Annotated in this window: 24 protein-coding genes; 11 read left to right on the top strand and 13 right to left on the bottom strand. The window is 39.8% G+C overall.

The window, feature by feature from the left end; translation table 11 throughout:
- Positions 1 to 66: 66 nt before the first annotated feature.
- From PL8927_RS25235 to ndhC, 4 genes are all read right to left on the bottom strand, one after another.
- A complete protein-coding gene (locus PL8927_RS25235; RefSeq protein ID WP_197047551.1) occupies positions 67 to 1,590 on the bottom strand; it encodes an SdrD B-like domain-containing protein in 1,524 nt (507 codons plus the stop codon).
- 369 nt (positions 1,591 to 1,959) lie between these two features.
- A complete protein-coding gene (locus tag PL8927_RS25230; protein WP_083626345.1) occupies positions 1,960 to 2,469 on the bottom strand; it encodes an NAD(P)H-quinone oxidoreductase subunit J in 510 nt (169 codons plus the stop codon).
- Positions 2,462 to 3,184, bottom strand: a complete 723-nt coding sequence (locus PL8927_RS25225; RefSeq protein WP_083626341.1) for an NADH dehydrogenase subunit K — start codon at positions 3,182 to 3,184, stop codon at positions 2,462 to 2,464. The genes PL8927_RS25230 and PL8927_RS25225 overlap by 8 nt, the downstream gene beginning before the upstream one ends.
- A gap of 14 nt (positions 3,185 to 3,198) precedes the next feature.
- Complete coding sequence (gene ndhC, locus PL8927_RS25220; RefSeq protein WP_456319750.1) at positions 3,199 to 3,612, bottom strand: photosynthetic/respiratory NAD(P)H-quinone oxidoreductase subunit C; 414 nt, start codon at positions 3,610 to 3,612, stop codon at positions 3,199 to 3,201.
- A gap of 133 nt (positions 3,613 to 3,745) precedes the next feature.
- On the opposite strand from ndhC, the gene PL8927_RS25215 reads away from it, so the two are divergent.
- The 7 genes from PL8927_RS25215 (at position 3,746) to PL8927_RS25185 (ending at position 7,905) form a co-directional block, all read left to right on the top strand.
- On the top strand, positions 3,746 to 4,069 hold the full coding sequence (locus tag PL8927_RS25215) for a rubredoxin (protein ID WP_083626338.1): 324 nt from the start codon (positions 3,746 to 3,748) through the stop codon (positions 4,067 to 4,069).
- Between the two features lie 24 nt (positions 4,070 to 4,093).
- The gene (locus PL8927_RS25210; protein WP_083626335.1) at positions 4,094 to 5,101 is read left to right on the top strand and encodes a photosynthesis system II assembly factor Ycf48; all 1,008 of its coding nucleotides are present in this window, start codon (positions 4,094 to 4,096) and stop codon (positions 5,099 to 5,101) included.
- A gap of 99 nt (positions 5,102 to 5,200) precedes the next feature.
- On the top strand, positions 5,201 to 5,449 hold the full coding sequence (gene psbE / locus PL8927_RS25205; protein ID WP_083626332.1) for a cytochrome b559 subunit alpha: 249 nt from the start codon (positions 5,201 to 5,203) through the stop codon (positions 5,447 to 5,449).
- A gap of 21 nt (positions 5,450 to 5,470) precedes the next feature.
- Entirely contained in the window at positions 5,471 to 5,608 is a 138-nt protein-coding gene (gene psbF / locus PL8927_RS25200) for a cytochrome b559 subunit beta (RefSeq protein ID WP_083626330.1), read from the top strand.
- A 10-nt stretch (positions 5,609 to 5,618) separates the two neighbouring features.
- Positions 5,619 to 5,738: a photosystem II reaction center protein L gene (locus PL8927_RS25195; RefSeq protein ID WP_083626327.1), complete on the top strand. Its 120-nt coding sequence runs from the start codon at positions 5,619 to 5,621 to the stop codon at positions 5,736 to 5,738.
- 137 nt (positions 5,739 to 5,875) lie between these two features.
- The gene (locus PL8927_RS25190) at positions 5,876 to 5,995 is read left to right on the top strand and encodes a photosystem II reaction center protein J (RefSeq protein ID WP_083626324.1); all 120 of its coding nucleotides are present in this window, start codon (positions 5,876 to 5,878) and stop codon (positions 5,993 to 5,995) included.
- A 272-nt stretch (positions 5,996 to 6,267) separates the two neighbouring features.
- The gene (locus tag PL8927_RS25185) at positions 6,268 to 7,905 is read left to right on the top strand and encodes a B12-binding domain-containing radical SAM protein (protein ID WP_083626574.1); all 1,638 of its coding nucleotides are present in this window, start codon (positions 6,268 to 6,270) and stop codon (positions 7,903 to 7,905) included.
- 316 nt (positions 7,906 to 8,221) lie between these two features.
- Here the strand turns inward: PL8927_RS25185 and PL8927_RS25180 are convergent, their stop codons facing one another.
- From PL8927_RS25180 to PL8927_RS25155, 6 genes are all read right to left on the bottom strand, one after another.
- Positions 8,222 to 8,794, bottom strand: a complete 573-nt coding sequence (locus PL8927_RS25180; protein WP_083626322.1) for a Uma2 family endonuclease — start codon at positions 8,792 to 8,794, stop codon at positions 8,222 to 8,224.
- A 122-nt stretch (positions 8,795 to 8,916) separates the two neighbouring features.
- Complete coding sequence (locus PL8927_RS25175; RefSeq protein WP_083626320.1) at positions 8,917 to 9,366, bottom strand: hypothetical protein; 450 nt, start codon at positions 9,364 to 9,366, stop codon at positions 8,917 to 8,919.
- A complete protein-coding gene (locus tag PL8927_RS25170; protein ID WP_083626317.1) occupies positions 9,363 to 10,964 on the bottom strand; it encodes a hypothetical protein in 1,602 nt (533 codons plus the stop codon). Before PL8927_RS25170 ends, PL8927_RS25175 begins: the two co-directional genes overlap by 4 nt.
- Positions 10,957 to 12,153 carry a hypothetical protein gene (locus PL8927_RS25165; RefSeq protein ID WP_083626314.1) on the bottom strand — a complete coding sequence of 399 codons (1,197 nt, stop codon included), beginning with the start codon at positions 12,151 to 12,153 and terminating at the stop codon, positions 10,957 to 10,959. The genes PL8927_RS25170 and PL8927_RS25165 overlap by 8 nt, the downstream gene beginning before the upstream one ends.
- 333 nt (positions 12,154 to 12,486) lie before the next feature.
- The gene (locus PL8927_RS25160) at positions 12,487 to 13,602 is read right to left on the bottom strand and encodes an extracellular solute-binding protein (RefSeq protein WP_231506137.1); all 1,116 of its coding nucleotides are present in this window, start codon (positions 13,600 to 13,602) and stop codon (positions 12,487 to 12,489) included.
- 5 nt (positions 13,603 to 13,607) lie between these two features.
- Entirely contained in the window at positions 13,608 to 14,147 is a 540-nt protein-coding gene (locus PL8927_RS25155) for a phycobiliprotein lyase (protein ID WP_083626312.1), read from the bottom strand.
- A gap of 854 nt (positions 14,148 to 15,001) precedes the next feature.
- On the opposite strand from PL8927_RS25155, the gene PL8927_RS25150 reads away from it, so the two are divergent.
- On the top strand, positions 15,002 to 15,388 hold the full coding sequence (locus PL8927_RS25150; protein WP_083626309.1) for a hypothetical protein: 387 nt from the start codon (positions 15,002 to 15,004) through the stop codon (positions 15,386 to 15,388).
- Positions 15,389 to 15,481: 93 nt separating this feature from the next.
- Here PL8927_RS25150 and carB read toward each other — a convergent pair whose 3' ends face one another.
- The gene (gene carB, locus PL8927_RS25145) at positions 15,482 to 18,718 is read right to left on the bottom strand and encodes a carbamoyl-phosphate synthase large subunit (RefSeq protein WP_083626304.1); all 3,237 of its coding nucleotides are present in this window, start codon (positions 18,716 to 18,718) and stop codon (positions 15,482 to 15,484) included.
- 289 nt (positions 18,719 to 19,007) lie between these two features.
- On the opposite strand from carB, the gene PL8927_RS25140 reads away from it, so the two are divergent.
- The 3 genes from PL8927_RS25140 to PL8927_RS25130 are packed head-to-tail and all read left to right on the top strand — an operon-like array spanning position 19,008 to position 21,541.
- A complete protein-coding gene (locus tag PL8927_RS25140) occupies positions 19,008 to 20,240 on the top strand; it encodes an RNA-guided endonuclease InsQ/TnpB family protein (RefSeq protein WP_083626301.1) in 1,233 nt (410 codons plus the stop codon).
- Between the two features lie 48 nt (positions 20,241 to 20,288).
- Positions 20,289 to 20,576, top strand: coding sequence for a hypothetical protein (locus tag PL8927_RS25135; RefSeq protein WP_083626298.1), 288 nt, complete (start codon positions 20,289 to 20,291; stop codon positions 20,574 to 20,576).
- Positions 20,577 to 20,626: 50 nt separating this feature from the next.
- Positions 20,627 to 21,541, top strand: a complete 915-nt coding sequence (locus PL8927_RS25130) for an ROK family protein (protein ID WP_083626294.1) — start codon at positions 20,627 to 20,629, stop codon at positions 21,539 to 21,541.
- Positions 21,542 to 21,768: 227 nt separating this feature from the next.
- On the opposite strand, the gene PL8927_RS25125 is transcribed toward PL8927_RS25130, so the two are convergent.
- Together PL8927_RS25125 and PL8927_RS28175 are read right to left on the bottom strand one after the other, a co-directional pair.
- On the bottom strand, positions 21,769 to 22,242 hold the full coding sequence (locus PL8927_RS25125) for a hypothetical protein (RefSeq protein ID WP_083626291.1): 474 nt from the start codon (positions 22,240 to 22,242) through the stop codon (positions 21,769 to 21,771).
- 73 nt (positions 22,243 to 22,315) lie between these two features.
- Complete coding sequence (locus PL8927_RS28175) at positions 22,316 to 22,534, bottom strand: hypothetical protein (protein WP_197047550.1); 219 nt, start codon at positions 22,532 to 22,534, stop codon at positions 22,316 to 22,318.
- Positions 22,535 to 22,618: the final 84 nt, after the last annotated feature.

Raw genomic sequence — 22,618 nt, 5'->3', positions numbered from 1 at the left:
AGCCTGACTGCTGCTCTCGGATGATATTTGGGTTAAACAGATAGCAGGATTAATTCTGCGTCCGTTTTAAACGACGGTGGTTCCGATGATCGGAATCAAAGCCTCTTGGTTAATGGCTGGACTCGGTTCAAAACTAGCCAGACCAATCGCAACTTGTGAGGCTTGACCTACCCCTAAGATGACATTGGGAACGGCGGTGGTGAGGAACTCATCTGTTGTCCGAACAATGAAATCACCGGGGGTCGAAAGAGCCAAGAAACCAAAGGAACCGGCTGCATCAGTAATTGAAGACGGCTCACCGGAATCGAACTCGTTGTTGTTGTTCAAATCGAGATAGATTTCGGCACCGGGCAGATTCGGTTCACCCGTTTGAACTACGCCATCACCATTCAAATCATTGAAAACAAATCCGGTAATGCTATCAGGTAGTACGGCTGTTGCTGTAGGAGCAAAAGCATACAAGAAATTAGCCTGAGCAGAACCTTCGGGAATCACAGGAGCATCAACTGTAGCTCCCGGTAGAGGTGAAGTTCTAACGTAGGCTGCGGTGGGAGGAACCGAAGTCACCGGGAAGGTGTTGGCGACAGACAGAGGATCAACTAAAAGCTGGTAGGCGAGATAGGGATTTTGAGCCAAAGTCTGGCTAGATTCCTGGCCAACGTTAGTATCTAAGCCTTTGATAATGTAGGCTCCATCGGTACCACTGACCGTGGACTTTTCGCCTAAGTCAAAGAAGTTATTGCCATTAGAATCAATAAAGACCGTAACGCCTTGAATTCCAGGTTCTGTAGCTTCTGGGAAGCCATTACCATTCAGGTCATTAATGACTTTACCGTAAACACTATTGGGAGCAACAACACCCAGATCGCCTCTGACGGTTGATCCGGCAAAGACATCAACCACTAAGGGAGTATTAGTTGTTTCTAACAGATCACCCAGAATCGAGTTTTCTCCTGTCACCTCAAAAGGTTGAGCAACTCTTAACAGGTAGGAACCAGCAGGTAAAACATTGAAGTTATAAAACCCGGCTTCATTGGTAAAGGTGCTCGGTTCGTTGGAACTGAGGAAACCATCGTTGTTCAGGTCAATGTAGACCGGAATATTCGGTAAGGTGGCATCCACAAAGGGATCGTATAGCTGATTCTCCGGGACAAACCCATTGGGATCGACAACGATATTGCCGTTATCGTCGTAGATGTAGTTGTAGATACCCTGTAAGTTATTATCTACAAAGACAACTCCAGAAATGTTACCGCTCAGAGACGGAACAACCGGGGTAACGGCTCCAGTATTGGCAATGTTAAATGTAGCTACCTCCGCCGCAGTTCCCGTCAGGGTGACTGCGGATGCTGGAGTTGTCCGGGTGAACCCGGTAGGGACAACTTGTCCAACCTGATAACTTCCCGCTACTAGGTTAGGGAAATCATAAAAACCGTTAATGTCGGTGACATCAACTTGTTCTAAGCTTTCAGGTAAACCATTGCCATTAGTATCTAAAAATACGGTGACATTGGGAAGTGCTATATCACCAGCATCGAAGATGCCGTTGAAATTAATATCATTAAATGTTGTACCGTTGAGAGTGCTCACGATTTGACTCCTCCACCAAAGTGTATTGCGAAACGCATCGAAGACCTAGACTGATTCCGTTTGACTTCGGGTAGAACCCGTTGCTTAACTTTTTAACTACACCGTTTTATCGGAATAAGCGAGTGTATCAAGTCCAAGCCAGATATGAATTCTACATTATCGTAGGCAACTATATCAGACTTCCTGGAGATCTGGCAATTTGGATCGCCCAATTGAATTGCATCTTCCCCTTAGAATTAGGTTTGATCAACACCAGCACCCTAGAGACGCATAACCAGAGACAGTCATAGCGAAGGCTATTGGCTTGTCTGTGAACAAATTGGGGTGCAGTCGGTTCATCAATTCTCAGGGTTGATTTTGCTATTAATATTAATAAGCATCTTGCAATTCATGAAAATCAGGGGAGATATAATCTTTTCTTAAAGGCCAACCCACCCAATCTTCAGGCATTAGAATCCGTTTCAGATTGGGATGACCTTCGTAGACGATACCATACATATCGTAGGATTCTCGCTCCTGAAAATCGGCTGCTTTCCAAATCCAGTAAACTGAAGGGACTCTGGGATCATCCCGTGGAACGAAGACTTTGACGCAGATTTCCTGCGGTTGTTCCACGTTGTCATCAATTTTGACTAAATGATAAACACTAACTAAGGCATCTCCTGGGCCTGCGTCATAGGCACATTGACAGCGCAAGCAGTTGAAGCCGTAGGCATACAAAGCGGTAGATAAGGGGATCAAATACTCTCGATCCACTTTAATCATTTCTACGGATGAGGCATTAGGGCCTAGAGATTCATGTTCAAAGCCGTTTTCACTCAACCATTGAGAGACTTTCCCGGCTTCAACCAGGGGTGCTTCTGCTTCTGAGTTAGCCACGTTTTTCCTCCTTTGTCCGTTCGGCAATTAAAGCGGGAGGAACAGCCATTCCCATCGCTTGCGTTAACTGTTTAGGGGGAACTTGACGAGATTCAGTAACTAAATATTGGCCCGTTAAAATCGGTTCAACGGGTTTCATATTGTGAGGGCGGGTGTAATAGCGATGGGTTTGTTGAAGATTAGCCCGTTCTTGTAAAGAATCGTCGGCAATTTTCTTACGAAGTTTGATCACCGCGTCGATAATCGCCTCTGGACGAGGAGGACAGCCGGGGATATAAACATCCACAGGAATTAATTTATCCACACCGCGCACCGCCGTTGTGGAGTCCATGCTAAACATTCCTCCGGTGACGGTACAAGCTCCCATGGCAATCACATACTTCGGTTCGGGCATTTGTTCGTACAAACGCACCAGAATCGGAGCATATTTCATGGTAATGGTTCCGGCGGTAATCAGTAAATCCGCTTGTCGAGGACTCGACCGGGGAACTAGACCAAAACGGTCAAAGTCAAACCGAGAACCGATTAAACCCGCAAATTCAATAAAACAACAGGCTGTCCCGTATAAAAGCGGCCATAAGCTTGACAGCCTAGCCCAGTTGTAGAGGTCATCCACTGTTGTCAGGATCACGTTTTCCGAGAGTTCCTGAGTGACTTGGGGCCGCTCAACTGGATTAATCAGGGTTTCTTTGTTGGGTGAAACGCTTTGAGTCATGGTTTTATCACCTGTTATGACCATTCCAAGGCACCTTTACGCCAAGCGTAAACCAGTGCAATGACAAGAATTGCAATAAAAATCAAGGCTTCAATAAAAGCCAATAGTCCCAAATTGTGGAAGGCAACGGCCCAAGGGTAGAGAAACACGGTTTCAACATCGAAGATCACAAACACCAAGGCGAACATATAGTATCGGATGTTGAATTGAATCCATGCTCCACCGATGGGTTCGTTCCCGGACTCGTAGGTGGTGCGACGGGCACCACCACGGCTTTTTGGCCGTAAGACTTTGGAGACAACCAAAGCCAGGATAGGAACTAGGCTACTGATGATTAAGAAGCCTAAAAAGTATTCGTAGCCATTGAGAACAAACACAATGAATCGGTATCGCTCTAGTTTTGTAACTGATTTTTTACATTTTGACATACTCCCGACCCCAAATGTGCGTCTGTTGTTAATCCTGATATCGGAATGTCTGTTGTGATTTGCTCAAATTTTGTAATATTATTTAATAGTTATTCTAATAATCCCAAACTCATCCCTGCTCAAGTTACTCGTTATGCCAGCAACTGAAGTTACAGCCCTTGATCGTCATGAGTGTAAGGCTTGTGGCTATGTCTATGAGCCGGCAAAAGGGAGTTCTAATGTTCCTGCGGGGACAGCCTTTACTGATTTACCCCAAAAATGGCGTTGTCCGGTCTGTGGCGCTCCCTCAAGCCAGTTTGTCAATATTGGTTCTGTGGAAAACCCTTCTGGGTTTGAGGAGAACAGAGGCTATGGCTTTGGGGTGAATACCTTAACCGCCCAGCAAAAGAATCTCCTGATTTTTGGGGGATTGGCCTTAGGGTTTTTGTTCTTTATCAGCTTATATGGCCTGAATTGAGGAATTAAAATTTCATTAAATCTGATGCACATTGTTAAATTTCTGCAAAAAATCGTTATAATCTTGACAGTTGCTCTAATTTGTGCTAGCTGTCGTTACCTACCCCAACTCAGTTACAACCCTTGGGAACTGGTTCCTACAGAAACTCAAGGGAATTTAGCCGATATTGCCTTTACAGGAACGAACCCGAAACAGGGTTGGATTGTCGGGAGTGACGCGACGCTGCTGGAAACCACCGATGGGGGCGACCATTGGCAAGTAAAGCAACTGGATTTAGGGGAAGAAAAAGTTCGATTCAACTCGGTTAGCTTTAACGGCTCTGAGGGTTGGATTGTGGGACTCCCCTCAATTTTGTTGCACACCACCAATGAAGGCAAAACCTGGGATCGAATTCCCTTAAATGCCAAGTTACCCGGTGCGCCTTATAGTATTGTGGCTCTAAGTCCCAATACCGCCGAGATGATAACGGATTTGGGGGCAATTTACCAAACTCAAGATGGCGGGAAAACCTGGAAATCCTTGGTTGAAGATGCGGTGGGTTTTGTCAGAAATCTCTCCCGTGCTGAGGATGGTCGCTATATTAGCGTTTCTTCCAAGGGGAATTTTTATTCTACTTGGGAACCGGGATCTAAGGCTTGGGAACCCCATAATCGTTACAGTTCTAAACGGTTAGAGAAAATTGGCTTTGGTCAAGATGGCCGTCTGTGGATGATTGCGCGTGGGGGTGAATTACGGTTTACTGATCCTGAGAATCTCTTGGAGTGGGGTGATCCGATTAACCCCGAATCTTCCACAAGTTGGGGATTTTTGGATTTAGCCTATCGCACCCCGGAAGAAATTTGGGTCAGTGGTGGTAGTGGTAACCTCCTGTGTAGTTTTGACGGAGGCCAAACTTGGCAAAAAGATCGGGAAGTGGAAAATATCCCGTCTAACCTTTATCGAATTAAGTTTCTCGGCCCGGAACAGGGTTTTGTCCTGGGTCAGAGAGGAACGTTACTTCGCTATAAAGGGTCGGCCCCACAAGCAGTTTAAAACAATAATCGGTAAATCAATCGAGTAGGCTTGTTCCACACTCCCTGCTCCCGTATCATTAGATTTGAGTGTTCAACCGTTGCTTGAGGAGATTTAACGATGTCAGGAACAACTGGAGAGCGTCCTTTTGGCGATATTATTACCAGTATCCGGTATTGGGTGATTCACAGTATTACAATTCCGGCTTTATTTGTTGCAGGTTGGCTGTTTGTCAGCACGGGTTTAGCTTACGATGCTTTTGGTACCCCTCGCCCCGATGAGTATTTTACTCAGCAACGGCAGGAAATTCCGATTGTAAGCGATCGCTTTAATAGCAAATCACAAATTGGCGATTTTACGAGTAAATAGTTGACAAAGGAGTTTAATAAAATGGCAACTGGTAGCAGTTCCAATGAACCGATAACTTATCCGATTTTTACAGTCCGTTGGTTAGCCGTTCATACTTTAGCAGTACCTACGGTTTTCTTCCTGGGTGCGATCGCGGCTATGCAATTTATTCAACGATAGGAGACTCACAATGGATCGGAGTAATAATCCTAATCGGCAACCTGTTGAGTTGAACAGAACTTCACTCTATTTGGGTTTGCTGTTGATTTTTGTTCTCGGTATTTTATTCTCCAGTTATTTCTTTAACTAACTGGATTTTTCTCGATTTAACGATTTTGGATCTTGCCAATCGGAAACGTATTTTTTGACAAAATATTTATCCTAAATCTAATATCCAAAATCTAAAATCCCTTGTCAATTAAGCTTTGAATTAACGAGGTCATAACTGTGTTGCAATCAGGCAAAATTCCATTGTGGTTAGTTGCCACTGTTGCTGGAACTGGTGTTTTAGTGGTAGTTGGTTTGTTTTTCTATGGTTCCTATGTGGGTATAGGTTCTTCCTTCTAAGACCGATGTAGGGGGATCAGCAAGCTTATTTTTAGCAGCAATCCTCCTAAAACCCTCATATTCATAACAAAATCCCGCTCCCTTTGGTTGAGTGGGATTTTTGTTATATAGCAGGGAACAGGGAACAGGGAACAGGGAACAGGTAGGTTCATAGGGGTGTACGGCGCACGGTTTTAGCATCAGTCTATGTCCTAAGACCCCAGGCGCGACTGTTATAGCAGGTTAAGCTACAATAAAAATAGATTCCAAGGAGTTTTTTATTGATTAATTCTGTGAGTGCTTCTGTCTTTGATGCTGAACGTTTACTCTTTACTCCGACGCCATCTAATTTAGATGCGATTCCGATTATTTTTGCTTTTCCCAATGAATATACCGTTGGCATTACCAGTTTAGGTTATCAACTGGTTTGGTCTACTTTAGCAATGCGTTCAGATGTAGAAGTCAGTCGTCTATTTACCGATTTACACGAACCCTTACCTCAACATCCTGAACTGGTGGGTTTTTCCTTTTCTTGGGAACTCGATTATGTCAATATTTTTGAGCGTTTAGAATTCTTAAATATTCCCCTGCGTTCGGTTCATCGCACAGATCAACATCCCTTACTTTTTGGCGGTGGCCCCGTATTAACCGCTAATCCAGAACCCTTTGCCGATTTTTTTGATATTATTTTACTCGGTGATGGCGAAAACTTATTAGGCGATTTCATAGACGCTTATCAACAGGTTCGTCACGAATCTCGTTCAACTCAATTACGACATTTAGCCCAAATTCCAGGAATTTATATTCCCAGTTTATATGAAATATCTTATCACAGTTTAGAAGGTGAAATTCAAGAGATTAAACCTGTAGATTCGAGTATTCCTTCCCAAGTCCAAAAACAAACCTATCGAGGCAATATTTTATCCGCTTCAACGGTTGTAACAGAAAAAGCCGCTTGGGAAAATATCTATATGGTAGAAGTGGTTCGCAGTTGTCCTGAAATGTGCCGTTTTTGTTTAGCCAGTTATTTAACTTTACCCTTTAGAACAGCGAGTTTAGAAGCCTCTTTAATTCCAGCTATTGAACAGGGACTCCAAGTAACCCGGCGTTTAGGTTTATTAGGCGCGTCGGTAACACAACACCCCGAATTTGATGAGTTATTGAATTATTTAACTCAACCGAAATATGATGATGTGCGTTTAAGTATTGCTTCAGTTAGAACAAATACCGTTACAGAAAAATTAGCAAAAACCTTAGCAAAAAGAGAGACTCGCACCTTGACAATTGCTGTAGAAAGTGGTAGCGATCGCCTCAGAAAAATTATTAATAAAAAATTAGAAAACGAGGAAATTTTACAAGCCATTATTAACGCAAAAAATGGCGGTTTACAGGGGATGAAAATCTATGGGATGGTAGGAATTCCTGGGGAAGAATTAGAGGATGTAGAAGCCACTGTAGACTTGATGACAGCCTTAAAAAAAGCAGCACCGGGCTTTAAATTAACCCTCGGTTGTAGTACCTTTGTTCCCAAATCTCATACACCCTTTCAATGGTTTGGGGTAAATCCCAATGCAGAAAAACGACTAAAATTATTAGAAAAACAATTAAAATCAAATAACATTGATTTTAGACCGGAAAGTTATAAATGGTCAGTAATTCAATCTCTACTTTCTAGGGGCGATCGGCGGATTTCCCATCTATTAGAATTAGTTAGAAACTATGGAGACTCATTAGGAAGTTATCGCCGAGCCTTCAAAGAATTACGCGGACAATTACCCACTATGGAATATTATGTTAACCAAAATTGGGATTTAGATCAAGTATTACCTTGGCAACATCTTCAAGGCCCTTTACCCGTCGCTACCCTAAAAAAACACCTCGCCGACTCTGTAGGGTGCGTAAGCAAAGCGCACGCACCATCAATTATTTAGGTAAATAACCCTCATATTATTTAGGTAAATAACCATCAATTATTTAGATAAATAACCATCAATTATTTAGGTAAATAACCATCAATTATTTAGATAAATAACCATCAATTATTTAGATAAATAACCGTCATATTAGTTATAGCAGGTCGCGCTGGTTTGTTTACAAGGGTCAAGCCTTGAATGTTACCACCAAGACACAAAGACACAAAGAAGTTGTTGTCAACATTAACCTGCTCATTGCTATAGGTAAATAATTAAAATTTTATGATTTTGTTGATAACATTAAATTATGGTGCGTGCGCTGCGCTTACGCACCCTACGGTTTTAAACAATTGAATAATTCATTAACCGATAATTGGTAATCTTTTAATATATCTAAAACGGGTAAAATTTGTTCTCCTTCAAATACTTCGGGTTGTTGTTTGGGTTTAAATACTAATACTAATCTTTCCTGCGGTTCAATTAACCAACCTAATTGTGTTTGATGTTTTAAACAGAATAAAATATTATTAATCACACGGGTTGTATTTTGGTCTGGGGATAATATTTCAATTGTCCAATCTGGGGCAATATTAACATCATTAGCGATTTCCCCTTGTTCATCTAGGGGGATATTCTGCCATTCTAATACAACTATATCAGGAACAATAGAACGCCCGCCAAAACTACAGCGTAATTCAGGAAAAGCACAAGCTAAATGTTTGGTTTCAGCGACTTGGCTAATAGAATCAATGAGACATTTTTGAATGCGACTATGTTTTCCTTTTGGCATTGGTTTTTGATAAACAACTCCGTTAATATATTCTTGGGCGGGTTTGGTTTCCGGTTGGGTTAAAAATTCCTCTAGGGAGAGAGATTGAATTTGGGGTTTATCTTCAGTTTGAATCATAATTTCATTATTTAATTTAGTGATTTATAGTAAGGGTAAATTAATTATACAAAAAAATGAACAAGATGCCAATGATGAATATAGATACCAGCGAGCCTGTCTATTGACTCAAAACTTCTGATTTACCTATTAATTTTTTTAATAAACCGAATAACTTCCTGTAAATCAATATAAATAAAATATAAAATAGCCGCGTCTCCTAGTCTCAATTCACCGTATTTGATCCCCCATTCTTCTTGAAAGTTTGTTAAGTCTTGGTCAAAAGAAACAACATATCTGGGCTTAAAATTTATCGTGCCATCATCATTTTTACTTATTGTATTCATCACTTCTTTGTAAACATAGGATTGTACATAGCTTTCTATCGTATCTTTTTTTGAAAACTCAATTTCAGTTTTAATCTGATCAGGATCTAACTCTTCATAAGAATTAATCCCTCCTTTATCTTTAAAAAAATCCTCTAAAATTGGATAAATAAATTCTTCATTCACTCTCTGACGAACTTGCGAACTTAGTGAAACAACAGGATTAAAAAGGCTAATAACGGTATCCGCAGAATCATGTTTAATCATACCAATCCTTGCTTAATATAAAAATCTTGAAGTGTTTTGAAATTAATTTCAACCAGTTTAATCTTGCTTTTGTTAAAGTCAGTATTATCTACTTTTACTGGAGGTATCTTTTCAAACTCTAGCGGGTTATTAGAAAAATAAGGTATCCAAAACTCACTTTCAGTTTTTGCATTCCAATTTTGCTGTATTGTCCATTCATAGACTAACTGTTTCTGTATATCATCTTTTACTTTGTTTTCTCCATTTTTATCAGGTGAGTACCTTTCATAATCCCAAATACCCATATATTTATAATCAACAATTGTGAGGAAAGAAAATGATTTATAGCGTATATAATTAATAATAAATAGTCTAAATTTTTCTAAATTTTGTTCAAACATATAGCTAAACGTTTTCCCTGTTTGCTCATTAGTTTCTTTTTCACGAAGCTCATAAAATTTATCAAGAATTTTAGGATGATTAGCCTGTAAACTTGGATAATTAACAAGAAATATACCATAGGCAGATTTTTCTTGCCTATAAATTCTTTGATTGATTTTATAAAAGTCTTCTATTCCGTATTCTTTTTCTTTTAATACTAAATCAGGTCGTAAATAACGTATTTTTGTCAAATCATTTAATGTCAATTCAAATGGATTGAGAGTGACATTAATTAATGGTTTAAGTTTTCCTTCAATATCTGCAAAGATTGCTCTTTCTTTGTATTCAGGTGTATTGAGTACATAAGTTTGGCACATATCCTCCCATATATCATAGAAACTGCTAAAACCCCAGTAAATACCTTTATTATCTTCTTGTCGCTCTCCGTATAAAAACGCCTCTACTGCTTCAAAAAAATGCCAATAATCATCATCTTTATAGGCTGTTTTAGTGTCAAGATCTTCCAGTGTTTCCCTCAAAATATCTACGGTTTCGGCAAATGTATCTTCGCCAAATAAACTACTATTAGGTTGCAAATAGTTTTCTTTAAACTCCTCGGCAAGCTCGGCAGCCCTATCGGAAATATTTTCTAATTCTTCCAACTCTCTTTTGATTTCGGTATAAATAAAACAAAAAAGTTGTAAAATTGGCGGACTTTCTTTGACTAAGATATTTTTGGCTATATTCATTTCGTCAATATAAATCACATCATGATCAAGATAGACAGCTTGGTGCATATACCGATGAATCTTTGAGTAGTCAATTTCTGGGCTTCTCATTTGTTTTTTTTCTAAAGATGAAATTCGCAATTCATCGTAACCCTCTATTATTTTATCTAACGAATTGAGTTTGCCATAAAAAACTACCTGTTCATTATTTTCATTAATAAAACTAAATCCGTTTTCATTTTCAATAATTCCGTCTCGATCAATGGTTATGTCTTTGCTCTGCATATAATTCTGTTTTCTTTGCAGATACGTTTTGAAAGTTCGGTACATCTTGAAGAAGAAACCTTTGACTAAGTTAAAATCTGTATGATCAAAATCATCGAATCCTAACGGAAGCCAAAACTCTAAGCGATCAGTTTCCTTATTTCTCTGAAGACCAACAAACGAATAGCTACTGTAGCCACGTTTTTGATCTGTTTTAATAATATCTATATTACTGAGGTCAAACATTTACAAATCCAATTATTTTTTTAACAAATTTTTGAACAACCTCTTTTTGGGTAAACTGTCCAAATGTAACTAAATCTCTTTCAGTCATTTCTAAAAGTTCAGTCAAAGGCTTACGATTGTTACTAAAAACACTATCCCAGATAAAGAACATCAATTTATTTTTGATGTGTTCTTCCGTTATAGTTTCTTCATTAATAAAGAAGTAACCAATCTGTTTATCCTCAATTTTCCTAACTGTCTTGTAATGACTGCGGATGAATTCATTTAACTTATCAACAAAATTATTCCATGCACAAGTATCATTGTTGTAAAGTTTTATTTTTCGGCCGGACACTACGTTTCTTTGTCCATCATCTTCAATATTTACAAACTCCCAATCCCAACGGCGTTTAAAGGCACTATCCATGAAGTAGATAGAGTTGTCAGAAGTATTCATGGTAGCCAAGAATGATAGATTTGGGGGCAATTTAATTTTGCACTCTTGAAGTCTAACCCTTTCTTCTTTGCTTAAATCGCTGAAAATATAGTCAAGATATTTATTGTATTCATTTTCATCTTTACAAGAATTTCCATCATACTCAAATGAGTATCCCTTTTCTTTAGAAAGAAAATATTGTTTAAAGCTTATTGCTTGCAACAATCCAGTTTTTTCTAAATCTGAAATTGTTATTGGATATTGTGACCAACCGTTTTTGTTTCTATCAAGAAGTTGAAATACAGTACCAAAAATTGCTGCTGAATTACCTCTATTAAGTTCATCAATTATCAAAACAACATTTTCAGGTTGTTTTATGATCTTACTGTGCTTTTCTTTCAGAATAGACATTTCTTCGCTAGAGAAAGCGTCTTGACGAGTTTTCCCTATTTCTTTCTTGTATTCCTCTGTTAGTTCTTTCTTGTCTTGCTCAAACTTAATACAGCTTTTTATGATATTTTTGTATGCTTTAGCTAGTGCTTTTAAAAAATGTCCTGAGTAGTATTTATACTCGACCTTGCCACTATCGTCAGTTAATGGCATCAGTTTACCCATAAAATCACCATAAGTGTATTCTGGGTGAAACACAGTTGGAATAACATTTGATTGGTCAGTTATCTTCAACTCATCAGGAATTATTTTATTTTCAACTCTATAGCTTTTTCCGGTTCCAGGACTTCCGAATAGGATTTTTTGAATGGGACTGCTGGACATAATGTCTAATCGTTTTTTGGGAAATTGATAATTAAATTGGCGATCGCAAGACAGTCAAAACAAAACCGTCTGAGTTTAAAATCATAATAGCAGCTTTTGTTCATAGAGCCAATCAAAGATAGAGTAATCACATATAAATTTCTACTTGACGGTATGGCTTAAATGTGTATAAAAATGGGACAGCTAATAAATTACAATTCCTGTCGTGCGAGCGTCCTCACAGTTAGGACACTTCTAAATTCTGAAACTCATTCAGTCACTGCTTACTGTTCCCTGTTTCCTGTTCTAAAAGTGCGTAGTGCTATAGTCCTTTACATATTTGTTTCTGGATGCTTACCTTCCCAGTCTAATTTTTTCCCATAACTGTTGATACTGTTTAATAGAATTTGCCGAAAGCGGTTGGAGAAAATCACTGTTTTCTAAAATAGAAGCTTTCGGAAATAATAGGGGATTTTCTCTTAAAGATTGGGGTAACTCTTGGGGGTTCATTCCTAGAATAATTGGGGATGTTGTTCCCGTTAATAAGGAGAGTTGAGTTGCAACTTGGGGCGACCAACAAAAATCGATCCAATTATCTGCTAAAGTTGCCGTAGGAGACGCTTGAACTCCCGCAGGTTTCACCCACAAATCTAACCATAACGCCGTACCAGATTTAGGAACAACGGCGGCTAATTCATTTTGATATTGAACCTCTGGAGGAATATCCGTAGACCAACCCACTGCTAACCAAGTATCACCTAAAATTAACGGTTTCAGATAACTATTAGAATCATAAAGTCTAACATTTTGATGCAGTTTAAGCAGTTCAGCTTCTAGGTTTTTAACTTTGCTTAAATCGGCAGTATTATAGGAATAGCCTAATTTTTTTAACGTTAAACCAATCACTTCCCGCGCTTGATTGGGTAAAGAAATCCGATGACGCAATTCTGGCCGCCATAAATCACTCCAGTCTTCAGGCGTCCATCCCAACGCCTTAAACTTATCAACCCGATAAATAATCACCGTACTTCCTGAACGATAAGGCGCCGCCCAAATTTTCCCCTTAGAATCATATTTACCTTCAGAATTCCGCCGAACAATATTTTGCCAAGGGGAGGGAAGTTGTGACCACTGCGGCCATAATTTCGGGTCGAGGGGTTGAATCAGTTGTTGTTGAATGGCAGAATTTAACCAATAGTCTCCAATCATCACTAACTCAGTTTGAGGTGACTGCTGAGTTGGGGGTTGAGACTTCCATTTTTGTAATAATCCAAATAAATCTTGCAGTTGCAGTTGGGGAACAAAATCAATCACACCTTGATCAGATTGTTGTCGAAATTTGCTCACCATTTGCACCGGAACAGAACCTCTGAGAATTTGAACCATGAGTGCCGTAGCTTGTTTACATCCCACTACGACACTACTCAAGGTTAAGGTACTGATTCCTTGGAGAAAAAACCTTCGCTTCACGGTCGCTACTCAATCCGTTTCTCTAAATACTGGCCGATCATGGTTTGTTCCCCAGCCCGTGAAATAATCGTTTGTCGGGTGCGGTATCGTTGACCTACCAGTTTAATTTCTTCTTCAAATACAGAACCATTGTACTCGGTTCTGAGGCATAACGTATTAGCATCAACCAGATAATATTGGGCGACAACGGGTTTAGGCGTCATAAACCCCTGATCTCGATAGAGTAGGGTTTCAGAAACACCAAAAACCGTTGCTCCTTTCGACAATTTCTTTCCTGAGACGGAATTAGAACTTTTCCAGTTGACCTTTGACCCACAGGTGAGGATGATCGAATCCTCTAATTCGTGTAATTGAGCAATATTGATCAGGTCAGGACAACCTTGGTCTAAAAATTCTATGGTAATCTCGCTGGCAACTTCTTGGGTATCTCCCTCTGGAAGTGTATAGTAGCGCCGTTCTGAATGCCAATTTCCAACACTGCGACGAAAATACTCCGCCACTTGGGATGCTAGATCAGAAGGGTTTTGTTGTATCAGGGCTGTCATGGGCTGCTCCTAAACACGAGATTAACTGATGGAATCCCCTCACAGGAGGGACAAAAGTAGAACTTTTGTTACAATTCTTAATATAATCATAACAAACTCAAACTGACAATGATTTTCTTCTGCTTCGGTGAAAAATCTACATAAAGTAGAATCCCTCGGTTGGTAATATCTATCGGAAAGCAGAATTACGTTAGAAATACACTAAGTATCTCTATTTTTCAAGTTCCCGGTGATAAAAAATCAAAATTCCCTGACAAAACTTTAAAATTTAGCGATTTTGCGGGCTTTAGAAAATGAGGACAACAGGACGATTTTTGAGAAATGCGGTTTTTTGTCTGAGAGCCAGGGAATTTTAAGTTAATTTTTGAATTTGAGTAAAATTGAAAGCATTATCAATGACATAAAATTAATTTATGTTAATTAATTTTTAATAATGAATTAATTTTTGAGCAATTTAGTCAACTATTGTTAATTAGCTTAAGCCCGCCTTATCTTAACCATAAGAATGAATTATATTTGATATTGCTGATTCTCAAAAAATCTGAAATTTGATTAAAAATAATTCCATCTTAAAGTTCTATTTTTATCACTTGTTTAACGATCAATCCCAAAAAACGAGCAATTGCCTTGAGTCTTCTACAATGGTATATCCCCATCCTAACCCAAATAACTTGAATATAACGAAACAATAGGATAGATCATCCGCATGAAAAGGTGAATTTCTTTGAGTCTGCAAAAATACTTAACAGAAAACTTCAGCAAAAGGTTAAATAATTTAGTAAATAATTGGGTCTTGGCTGATTTGCTGTCTAGTATTAGCTTAGGAGATTTTTTACTTAAACAGGAGTATTTCTATGGATAGGCTAACTCAACAAGTCATCGCTTTGAGTGATAAGGTAGATTCCTTATACGAAATGATTAAACATCTGACCAATCAAGTCTCTGACCATTTATCTCAGGACGAATCCACCGAACTCGTCAAAGCCACCCCTAGCCTTCTTGAGTACGGTTTTTCGGCTTCCCTCTCAAATCCCCCCCAAACCCGACAAAGTACATCGGTACAAGAACATAAAGACATCCTAATCGATGACGAATATATAGAAACGAGTTACTACAGTCGAGAGCCCACCCTCACCGCCGATATTCAAATTCAACGACTCACCGCACAGCTAACGGCCGCCTACAACCGAATTGCAGCCCTAGAAGAACAGTTATTATCCAAAAGAACAACTCATTTTTGAAATGATTGGCATCGAAACTGGAAACCGGAATAAAGATGGGTGGGGTTGACAGTCAACAGCTAACTGTCAACTGTCAACACCCAACACTATCTGTTAGACGTAATAATCTTGAATGGCTTTGACTTCAATCGGAGTAGACTTTAAGGAACGAATAGCAGCAACCGTTGCTTTAGCTCCAGCAATTGTTGTAATAATCGGGATTTTATACCCTAAAGCAGAACGACGGATCAGAATCCCATCGCTGCGGGACTCTTCCCCGGAAGGCGTAATGATTGCCAATTGCACCGCCTGATTTTTAATCGCATCCAAAATATTCGGTCGTCCTTCATGGAGTTTCAACTCCATATCCACTTTCACGCCATTTTCCCAGAGGACTTTGCGAGTCCCAATGGTTGCAGTGACTTTGAACCCTAACGCCAAGAAATCCTGAACCACAGGTACAATGGCCTGTTTATCCCGATCATTCATGGAGACAAACACCGTTCCTGATAAGGGTAGCACTTGTCCGGCGGCGAGTTCTGCCTTCGCAAAGGCTTTACCGAATTCGATATCAATGCCCATGACTTCCCCGGTAGACCGCATTTCCGGCCCTAGTAGCACATCTGTTCCAGGGAATTTGGCAAAGGGTAACACCGCCTCTTTGACAGAAACGTAAGTGGGGAGTTTTTCTTCGGTAAAGCCTAATTCTGTTAAGGTTTTACCCGACATCACCCGTGAGGCAATTTTGGCTAAGGGAACCCCAATGGCTTTAGAAACAAAGGGAACTGTCCGAGACGCACGGGGATTGGCTTCTAAAATATAGACCTTTTCCCCTTGGACGGCAAACTGAATATTCATTAACCCGACCACATTTAAGGCTTTGGCGAGTTCAATAGTTTGGCGGCGAATGGTGGTCAGGGCGGCTTCTGATAAGGTTTGGTAGGGAATGGAACAGGCGGAGTCCCCAGAGTGAATTCCGGCTTGTTCGATGTGTTCCATAATGCCACCGATGACAACGTTTCCTTGTTGATCGGCGATCGCATCCACATCCACTTCCACCGCATTTTGTAAGAACTGATCGACTAAAATCGGGTGATCCGGTTCGACGTGAACGGCAAACATCATATATCGTTCTAATTCTTCATCAGAATAAACGATTTCCATCGCCCGTCCTCCTAATACATAAGAAGGACGCACAACCACTGGATATCCGATGCGTTTTGCTACTTTTAAGGCTTCTTTAAAACTGCGAGCCATGCCGTTTTCGGCTTGTAAAATATCTAATTCCCGCAAAATCTTTTCAAACCGTTCTCGGTCTTCGGCAATATCAATGGAGTCGGGAGAGGTACCCCAAATTTTGGTTTTGATGGTTCCCATTTTTTCTAAAGCCCGTTGTAGCGGTAATGCCAACTTCAAAGGGGTTTGACCGCCGAATTGAATAATAATTCCTTCGGGTTCTTCCGCTTCAATAATATTCAGAACATCCTCTTTGGTTAAGGGTTCAAAATATAAGCGATCGCTGGTATCATAATCTGTGGAAACGGTTTCTGGGTTAGAATTCACCATAATTGTTTCATAGCCATCCGCCCGTAAAGAATAGGAGGCATGACAACAACAATAATCAAATTCAATTCCCTGTCCGATACGGTTGGGGCCACCGCCTAAAATCATCACTTTGGGTTTTGTAGACGGTAAAATTTCGTCTTCTTCCCAATAGGTTGAATAATAATAAGGTGTTGTCGATTCAAATTCGGCCGCACAGGTATCGACCATTTTATAAACGGGTTTTACGCCTAATTCTTGGCGATATTCCCGGACTTCATCTTCAGTCGTTTTAGTCGCAAAGGCAATTTGGCGATCGCTAAATCCTTTCCGTTTTACCGCCAACAATTTATCTGCGGTTAACTGTTTTAAACTTGTGCGTTTGAGGAATTTTTCTGTTTCTAATAATTCCTGCATTTTATCTAAAAACCAAGGATCAATTCCCGTGAGTTCATAGATTTCTTCAACCGTCATTCCCAAGATCATCGCGTTACGAACGGTTAAAATTCGTTCGGGGTTAGGCGTGCGTAAACCAGAGCGAATATGATCTAAACTGGAGAGTTTTTCTGAGCGATCGCATCCCCAACCTGCTAACCCGGTTTCCAAAGATCGTAGAGCTTTTTGGAAGGATTCACAGAAGGTTCCTCCAATTGCCATCGCTTCCCCAACAGACTTCATTTGAGTGGTTAAAACAGGTTCAGAACCGGGGAATTTTTCAAAGGCAAACCGGGGAATTTTTGTCACCACATAATCAATCGTGGGTTCAAAGGAAGCGGGGGTTTTCTTAGTAATATCGTTGTTAATTTCATCTAAGGTATATCCCACTGATAATTTCGCCGCAAATTTAGCGATCGGGAATCCCGTTGCTTTAGAAGCCAAGGCAGAAGACCGACTAACACGGGGATTCATCTCAATGACAATCACATCTCCGGTCATGGGATTAACGGCAAATTGAATATTAGATCCTCCCGTTTCTACCCCAATTTCTCGGATAATTTTAATCGAAGCATCCCGCAGTCGTTGATATTCTTTATCGGTTAAGGTTTGGGCGGGAGCAACGGTAATTGAATCCCCTGTATGTACCCCCATCGGATCAATATTTTCAATCGAACAAATAATCACCACGTTATCAGCGAGATCCCGCATCACTTCTAATTCGTATTCTTTCCAACCAATGAGGGATTGTTCGATTAAAATTTGAGAATTGGGAGACGCATCTAAACCGGATTGAGAAATTTCTTCAAATTCTTCTTGATTATAGGCAATGCCGCCTCCGGTTCCTCCCATCGTAAAGGCAGGACGAATAATTAATGGATAAGTGCCAATTTGACGCGCTACATCTCGCGCTTCATTCATGGTATTGGCAATTCCTGAAGGGCAACAAGCGACACCAATTCGTTCCATTGCTTCTTTAAACAGTTGCCGATCTTCGGCTTTTTCAATGGCTTCTAATTTAGCACCAATCAGTTCGACTCCATATTTTTCTAAGGTGCCATTTCTCGCTAGAGCAACGGCTAAATTAAGGGCGGTTTGACCTCCCATTGTGGGTAATAAAGCATCGGGACGTTCTTTTTCGATCACCTTGGCGACGACTTCAGGAACGAGGGGTTCTATGTAGGTGCGTTCCGCCGTCTCTGGGTCAGTCATAATTGTTGCGGGGTTAGAGTTGACTAACACCACCTCATAACCTTCTTCGCGTAGGGCTTTACAGGCTTGAGTTCCCGAATAGTCAAACTCGCAAGCTTGTCCAATTACAATTGGCCCAGACCCTAACAGCAAAATTTTCTTTATGTCGGTACGTTTCGGCATTATGAATTCCAGTATATGAGTTGTGGGACAGGCATCTTGCCTGTGCGTGATTGAGTATATAGCTTACTCGTAAATCTGTTGAACATTTCAACTTACGAGGGGGTTTGGGGGAGCGGTAAGTCCCACACTGAATTTCTACTGCCCTCAAAAAAATAACCAGAAATCAGCGTGGGATACTTCGACAGGCTCAGTAACAACATGGACTCCCTCAAGTTAATTTTGTATGTCCCAATCCCGACAAAATTAACAATACCATGTTAGAATTTATCAAAGGGTTTTGAAAATAACAATGTTTCAGGCATATAAGTATCGCATCTATCCAACAACCGAACAGCAAACAGCATTAGCGAAAAGCTTTGGTTGTTGCCGTTGGTATTGGAATTATGCCCTAAACTTGTGCCAAGAAACCTATAAAACAACAGGAAAAGGGTGTTCAAGAAAAGCTATTCAAGGATTGTTACCTCAACTGAAGCAGGAATATCCTTGGCTAACAGATGCCTATTCTCAATGTTTACAAGTTGTCGCTCTCAACTTATCTACCGCTTACAAAAACTTCTTTGAGAAACGGGCAAGATTACCTCGGTTCAAATCCAAACATAGCAGACAATCAATCAGTTATCCCCAAAATGTTAAGTTTGAAGGGGATTACCTGAAATTACCCGGCAAAGTGGGGTTAGTTTATTGTTTGCGCCATCGTCCTTATGAAGGTAAAATCAAAACTGTTACTGTTTCCCAAAATTCTGACGGGAAATACTATGCTTCTGTGTTAGTTGATGACGGCAAGGAAACACCCAACCTATCAACCAATGGAAAAGCGATTGGGATTGATTTAGGATTAACCCATTTTGCAATTACCAGTGATGGGGACAAATATAGCAACCCCAAACACTTTGTTAAACATCAACGCAACTTAAAACGGAAACAACAAAAACTTTCTCGAAAACAGAAAGCTTGCACTGAGCGTAGTCGAAGTGGAAGTAAGAGTAGACAAAAAGCTAGATTAAAAGTAGCCAAAGTCCACGCTAAAATCTCTCGCTGTCGAGAAGATTTTCTACACAAGCTATCCCGCAAGATAGTCAACGAAAACCAAGTGATTGCTGTAGAAGATCTAGCAGTTAAGAATTTGGTGAGAAATCATAAATTAGCTAAGGCGATTAGCGATTGTGGCTGGGGAATGTTCTGTACAATGTTGAAGTACAAAGCCGAAAAAGAAGGGAAAACCTATCTTGAAGTTGATAGATTTTTCCCTTCTTCTAAAACTTGTCATGTCTGTCTAAATCAACTAGGTAGTTTACCACTTGATGTTAGAAGTTGGACTTGTGAACATTGTCAAACAACCCATGACCGTGATATTAATGCTTCAATTAATATCAAAAATGAAGCCTTGCGGATACTGTCGTTAGGAACTAGCGACACTGCTAGTCTGAGGGGATGTCAGTCATCTGATGAAATTTCTGTTTCTTCAGATGCTATCCCCATTGATGCTAGAAGCCCACACTTACTCGTAGAGAAGTGTGGGTAGTTCACCGTCTTGTCAGTTTAGCCAACTTGTTTTTAGCTGCGAGTCATTATGCCTAGAATGCCCGATGAATATGTGGTTCACCTCATGATTGAGGGAGGCCATCGAGAAGAAATTAAGTTTCCCACAATGCAAGAGTTTCAAGTGTGGTACAACAAAGTTTTACTGCCAAAATTTGATAGTAGTGAATTTGTCAATGTTCCTATCAAACAACGGGCAGAAGATAACACTTCTAAAGAATATATGGTTATTCGTCCCAATGCTATTAAAGCGATTCGAGTTGAACCTGTGTTCAATTCCAGTCTTGACCGTCGCATGGTCGATGAACCTGATATTTAAAAATTGTTGACTGTTGACTGTTGACTGTTGACTGCAAGAACTCTTAAGTGATGAATGTTGAAGTAATTGGAATTGATCTCGGTGGAACGGCGATTAAGTTGGGACGGTTTGGGGCTGATGGCACTTGTCATCAATCCTTGACTGTTCCTACGCCTCAACCCGCTACTCCTGATGCGGTCATTGATGCGATCGCAAATGCAATAGCACAACTTAGAGAAAATGTCAATAGTATTGTAGCAATTGGATTGGGAACACCGGGCCCTGTGGATGGGACGGGAAAAATTGCCAAAGTAGCGATTAATTTAGCCGGATGGCGGGATGTTCCGTTAGGTTTGAGGTTAGAAGAAAAAACGGGTTTACCTGTAATTTTAGCCAATGATGCCAACTGTGCGGGGTTAGGAGAAGCTTGGTTAGGGGCGGGGCGACGGTTTCAAAATTTAATTTTATTAACATTAGGAACAGGGGTTGGTGGGGCGATTATTTTAAATGGAGAATTATTCGTTGGACATCAGGGTGCGGCGGCAGAATTAGGGTTAATTAGTATTAATTTTGATGGCCCGGTTTGTAATAGTGGAAATCGAGGTTCTTTAGAACAATATACTTCAGTTCAAGCTATTCGTCGAGAGACGGGATTAGAACCCGCAGAATTAGCGGAAAAGGCTTTAGCAGGAGATGAAAATGCGATCGCTTATTGGCAACAATACGGTAAATTATTAGGAATAGGATTAGCGAATTTAATTTATGTCTTAACTCCACAGGCGATAATTTTAGGCGGGGGAATTAGTGCGGGGGCTGATTTATTTTTACCTTCCCTAAAAGCGGAATTAGAACAACGGGTTTTATTGATTTGTAGAGAGGGGTTAGAAATATTAATTGCGGAATTAGGAAACCAAGCGGGAATGATTGGGGCAGCAAAATTAGCGTTTCAGAAGTTTGTTAAGATTGAGGTTCAAATTGATTTATAACAACAGTTAGTAATAGTTTTAACTCAACAATTATGCTAAAAACAGCCTTGAAATAAATTTCAGGCTCAAAGCTGAAACCCGTTAAAACGGGTTCGTGAATATTAGTATTTAGTCATCTTTAGATGACTTTAGCTTTTAGCCCGAACTTTAGTTCAGGGCTATTTTTTAGGGTAATAATATTATCATTCTGAAATAACATCTATTTTAAAGTGCTCTGTACTATTACACTATGGAATTAATCGCCATTCAATAAACATCTTAGTAATCACCCATAACCCCTGTTCAGGACGAATTTCACAACGAATGGGAGCAGAATCATAATTTGTTAGGGGAATACCTAAAATCGATGCTTGGGATTGAGTACCAATAATTGCAGAAAATACATCGTTACTATTTTCGATAATACTATAAACATTAATCGATAAGCAAGGAGATACTAAAGATAAATTATCAAAGGCTCGTTTTTGGCTACGAAGAAATTCCTGCTTAGTAGAAACTCCATATAAATCTCCTTGGTAATGATCTGAGATAGTAAAACCGAGTTTGATAATATTTTTTGTATCATAAGCCTCTTTAAATCGCTTAAATAGCAAGAGCGCATTATCAGGAAGATGGGGTGGATTAGCTTGTTTTTCATGCCACATCCGAATCCAATTATAACCTTGAATTGCGGTTGGAATTAAAGTAATAGGATCTACCATTTGAAATCTTTTACTCCCCTCGAATTAAATAAACTTCAACTTTTTGATATTCTTAAGAGAATCATGGCTAAATTCAATCTTCCAAAGCATCTAACGCCCTCATAAACTCTTCTTCCGATACCCAATCATTTGACTGTTCAGCTTTTTTGATTGAGGACACAAAACCTGGAATAGATTGTAAATACAGACTAGCATAGTGATTAATTTTCTCAATCACTGCAACTCTATCTCTTTCATCGAGTTTAGCGATATCTTCCTCAAAAGATTTGGTTGATTCAATTAGAATATCCACAATCAGGAACCCTTTATTTTTGACTAAACTATAAGTCTTGTTGTTAATATGTTATATTAACACCCATCCAAAATGTGATGAAAG

Source organism: Planktothrix serta PCC 8927 (genome assembly GCF_900010725.2).
Taxonomy (GTDB): domain Bacteria; phylum Cyanobacteriota; class Cyanobacteriia; order Cyanobacteriales; family Microcoleaceae; genus Planktothrix; species Planktothrix serta.
Note: the sequence above shows the minus strand (reverse complement) of the source record. Positions and strands in the feature narration are given on the sequence as shown.

Coding starts and splice junctions, on each gene's coding strand:
- psbE (WP_083626332.1), top strand. CDS start 5,201: ATGTCAGGAACAACTGGAGAGCGTCCTTTTGGCGATATTATTACCAGT.
- PL8927_RS25125 (WP_083626291.1), bottom strand. CDS start 22,242: ATGGTAGATCCTATTACTTTAATTCCAACCGCAATTCAAGGTTATAAT.
- psbF (WP_083626330.1), top strand. CDS start 5,471: ATGGCAACTGGTAGCAGTTCCAATGAACCGATAACTTATCCGATTTTT.
- PL8927_RS25170 (WP_083626317.1), bottom strand. CDS start 10,964: ATGTTTGACCTCAGTAATATAGATATTATTAAAACAGATCAAAAACGT.
- PL8927_RS25130 (WP_083626294.1), top strand. CDS start 20,627: ATGAATGTTGAAGTAATTGGAATTGATCTCGGTGGAACGGCGATTAAG.
- PL8927_RS25140 (WP_083626301.1), top strand. CDS start 19,008: ATGTTTCAGGCATATAAGTATCGCATCTATCCAACAACCGAACAGCAA.
- PL8927_RS25150 (WP_083626309.1), top strand. CDS start 15,002: ATGGATAGGCTAACTCAACAAGTCATCGCTTTGAGTGATAAGGTAGAT.
- PL8927_RS25210 (WP_083626335.1), top strand. CDS start 4,094: ATGCACATTGTTAAATTTCTGCAAAAAATCGTTATAATCTTGACAGTT.
- PL8927_RS25165 (WP_083626314.1), bottom strand. CDS start 12,153: ATGTCCAGCAGTCCCATTCAAAAAATCCTATTCGGAAGTCCTGGAACC.
- PL8927_RS25215 (WP_083626338.1), top strand. CDS start 3,746: ATGCCAGCAACTGAAGTTACAGCCCTTGATCGTCATGAGTGTAAGGCT.
- carB (WP_083626304.1), bottom strand. CDS start 18,718: ATGCCGAAACGTACCGACATAAAGAAAATTTTGCTGTTAGGGTCTGGG.
- PL8927_RS25135 (WP_083626298.1), top strand. CDS start 20,289: ATGCCTAGAATGCCCGATGAATATGTGGTTCACCTCATGATTGAGGGA.
- ndhC (WP_456319750.1), bottom strand. CDS start 3,612: ATGTCAAAATGTAAAAAATCAGTTACAAAACTAGAGCGATACCGATTC.
- PL8927_RS25175 (WP_083626320.1), bottom strand. CDS start 9,366: ATGATTAAACATGATTCTGCGGATACCGTTATTAGCCTTTTTAATCCT.
- PL8927_RS25180 (WP_083626322.1), bottom strand. CDS start 8,794: ATGATTCAAACTGAAGATAAACCCCAAATTCAATCTCTCTCCCTAGAG.
- PL8927_RS25195 (WP_083626327.1), top strand. CDS start 5,619: ATGGATCGGAGTAATAATCCTAATCGGCAACCTGTTGAGTTGAACAGA.
- PL8927_RS25225 (WP_083626341.1), bottom strand. CDS start 3,184: ATGACTCAAAGCGTTTCACCCAACAAAGAAACCCTGATTAATCCAGTT.
- PL8927_RS25155 (WP_083626312.1), bottom strand. CDS start 14,147: ATGACAGCCCTGATACAACAAAACCCTTCTGATCTAGCATCCCAAGTG.